Source organism: Streptomyces aurantiacus JA 4570, from assembly GCF_000414115.1.
Lineage (GTDB): Bacteria > Actinomycetota > Actinomycetes > Streptomycetales > Streptomycetaceae > Streptomyces > Streptomyces aurantiacus_A.
In genome coordinates, this window is record NZ_AOPZ01000438.1 from 1 (window position 1) to 2,624 (window position 2,624).

Below are 2,624 nucleotides of genomic sequence, written 5' to 3' on the forward strand. Positions count from 1 at the left end.
GGAGATCGTGCGCGCGGCCGGGCCCGGCCTGGTCGTGACCGACCCGGGCCGCACGGAGGCGGGGGCGCGCCTAGCGCGGGCATCGGCGGTACGTCACGTCGTACTCCCGGACCTGAATGACACCCCCGAGGGGTACCCCGGCGGGCCATCTGCGGAGGCGCGGGCGCCCCTCGCCGAGGCGCCGGACGAGGCCGACCCCTGTGTGATCGTCTTCACCGGCTCCGGCCGCCCCCGCGGTGTCGTCCTCTCGCACCGGGTGTGTGTGCTGCGGACCCACCCGGGCTGTCGGCCGGACGCGGGCACCGTGCTGGTCTGCGGATTTCCTCCGGGGCACTGGTCCGCCTGGGCCGCCCTGCTGCGGCAGTGGCAGGCCCGCGGCACCGCGGTGCTCCTGGAGCGCCCGGATCCGGTGGCGATCTGCGCGGCCGTGCGGGGGCACCGTGCGGAGCGGCTGGTGTGTGCCCCCGAGACCTGGGCGGGCGTCCTGGACACGGCGCCGCACCACCTGGCCTCCCTGCGCTTCGCCGACGCCGAGGCGATCGGTCCGCCCGCCGCCGGACCCCGGCTCCTGGAGGACATCCGCACCGCGACCCCGCACGCCCGGGTGCGCGCCTTCCTCACCGCGCCCGAGACGGGTGACGTCGCCGTCCTGGACCACGCCGACGCCCGCCGCCGGCCGGAGAGCTGCGGACTGCCCGCGCCCGGCACCGAGGCGCGGGTGGCGGGCGGCGAGCTGTCCGTGCGCGGACCGCTGCTTTTCGGCGGCTACTTCGGCGACAAGCGGGCCACGGACGCGGCCCTGCGGGACGGCTGGTTCCGCACGGGGTGGCCCGCGGCGGCCGACGCCGACGGCCATCTGCGCGTGTACGACGGCGGAGAGGTTCCGCCGCGCCTCCGCGACGACTGAACGCCCCGCCGCCCCGTGGGACCGTCCCGCCGGCGGGACAAGGCAAGTGCGACAGCCCTTGCCCCTGCCGGCATCGGCATTGTCTTGACCGGCCGGTCCACGTTCCGTGAACGTGGACGTGATTCGAACGTCAGAGACGCAGTGGGACGAGGGGGAAGACGTGGGACGCACCGGCATGGACACGGACGTGGTGATCGCGGGAGCCGGACCGACGGGCCTGATGCTCGCCTGCGAGCTACGCCTGGCGGGCGTCGACGTGGTGGTGGTCGAGCGGCTCGCGGAACGGACGGGCGAGTCACGGGCCGGCGGGATGCACTCCCGCACCTTGGAGGTGCTGGACCAGCGCGGAGTCCTGGACCGCTTCCTGGCCGTCGGCGAACTGCAGCCGGTGGGCCACTTCTCCGGGCTCTGGCTGGACTTCGACGAATCCGAGTCCCGGCACCCCTACCCGCTGATGATCCTGCAGAACGTCATCGAGCGGCTGCTGGAGGAGTGGGGCACCGAGCTCGGCGTGCGGGTACGCCGGTCGGCCGAGGTGACCGGGATCCAGCAGGACGAGGACGGCGTGACCGTCGAGCTGGGTGCGGCGGAGGGGGCGCCCGAGACGCTGCGCGCCCGCTACCTCGTGGGCTGCGACGGCGGCCGCAGTACCGTGCGCAAGCTGGCGGGCATCGACTTCCCCGGCACTCCGGCGACGATGACCGCGCTGATCGGCGACGTCGAACTCCCCGATCTGCCCGAGGACTACGTCTGGGTGCGGCGCGTGCCGGGCGGCGACTTCTCGGCGATCGCCTTCGAGCCGGGCTGGTACCGGGTGATCACATCCGACTACGAGAACGTCTCGGACCGCGACGAACCCGCGACGTTCGAGCAGCTCCGGGAGTCGCTGGTCAGGCTCGCGGGCACGGACTTCGGCATGCACAGCCCCAGGTGGGTCTCCAAGTTCGGCGACGCGGCGCGGCAGGCCGCCCAGTACCGGGACGGCCGGGTGCTGCTCGCGGGCGACGCGGCGCACATCCACTTCCCGGCCGGCGGGCAGGGGCTGAACATGGGCGTGCAGGACGCGGTCAACCTCGGCTGGAAGCTCGCCTCGGTGGTGCGCGGCCAGGCGCCCGAGAGCCTGCTGGACAGCTACCACGCCGAGCGCCACCCGGTCGCGGAGCGCGTTCTGCACAACACCCGGGCGCAGTCGGCCCTGGCCCGCCCCGGCGCCCAGACGGACGCGCTGCGCGAGGTGTTCGGCTCGCTCATGGTGTTCGACGACGTCAACCGGCATCTGCGCGCCATGCTCACCGCGCTGGACATCCGGTACCCGCTGGACGGCGACCACCCGCTGACGGGCCGCCGGGTCCCCGACGCCGGCCTCAAGACGTCCGACGGCGCCACCCGCGTCTACGAGCTCCTGCACGCGGCCCGGCCCGTCCTGCTCGACCTGCGCGGCAGCGCCGAGGTGGCGGCGGCCGCCGAGGGCTGGGCCGATCGCGTCGACGTCGTGACGGGGCGGAGCGAGGACGACCACTGGCCCGTCCCGGTCTTCGGCGAGATCCCCGCTCCCGCCGCGCTCCTCATCCGCCCCGACGGCCATGTCGCCTGGGCGGCAGCCGACGGCGCGCCCGACATCGCCGCGCTCCGGAGCGCCCTCGCCACCTGGTGCGGCCCGGCCCGGCAGGCGTAAGCACCACCCGATACGACGACGGCGGCGGCGGTCAAGACCAGA

The 2,624-nt window shown here is 74.7% G+C and carries 2 protein-coding genes; both read left to right on the forward strand.

What is annotated here, in order from left to right; genetic code table 11:
• Nucleotides 1-907, forward strand: a 907-nt coding sequence (locus STRAU_RS33575; protein ID WP_037663634.1) for an AMP-binding protein, incomplete at its 5' end; no start/stop codon positions are given.
• 175 nt (nucleotides 908-1,082) lie between these two features.
• Entirely contained in the window at nucleotides 1,083-2,582 is a 1,500-nt protein-coding gene (locus STRAU_RS33580) for an FAD-dependent monooxygenase (RefSeq protein ID WP_037663636.1), read from the forward strand.
• The last annotated feature ends 42 nt before the right edge of the window (nucleotides 2,583-2,624 follow it).

Excerpts from the sequence above, each read along its gene's own strand:
- STRAU_RS33580 (WP_037663636.1), top strand. The coding sequence starts at position 1,083 with ATGGACACGGACGTGGTGATCGCGGGAGCCGGACCGACGGGCCTGATG.